This is a genomic window from Thermococcus sp. 21S7 (assembly GCF_012027615.1).
GTDB lineage: Archaea > Methanobacteriota_B > Thermococci > Thermococcales > Thermococcaceae > Thermococcus.
Genome location: NZ_SNUT01000040.1, coordinates 1 through 381, shown reverse-complemented (window position 1 = coordinate 381; position 381 = coordinate 1). Strand labels below are relative to the sequence as shown.

Below are 381 nucleotides of genomic sequence, written 5' to 3'. Positions count from 1 at the left end.
TTCTATATATCCTCGCGAGTATAATGTTTCTAAAATCTGGGCCCTAGTCGCTTTTGTGCCAATTCCCAGATCTTCCATCTTCTTGATGATGCTAGCTGGCGAGTACCTCGCAGGAGGCTTGGTCTTCTTTTTTTCTCGTTTTATCTGGAGCACGTTTACAGTTTCTCCTTTTACAAATTTAGGAAGGACAATTTCATCAAATTTTACATATTTTCCATATATTTTAAGCCAACCTTCTTTTATGGTTCTTGAACCGCTGAGAATAAAGTGATGATTATTGGAGTTTATAATGACCTTTACGCTCTCTCTAATGGCCGGATCAGCAAATGCCGCTAAGAATCTCCTAACAATTAAGTCATAAAGGTTTTGTTCTTCTTTGGT

General features: G+C 37.8%; 1 protein-coding gene. It reads right to left on the bottom strand.

Features of this window, described 5'->3' with window-relative positions; translation table 11 throughout:
- The coding region (locus E3E51_RS13000) for a DNA topoisomerase (RefSeq protein WP_240924344.1) at window positions 1-381 on the bottom strand (381 nt) is incomplete at both ends.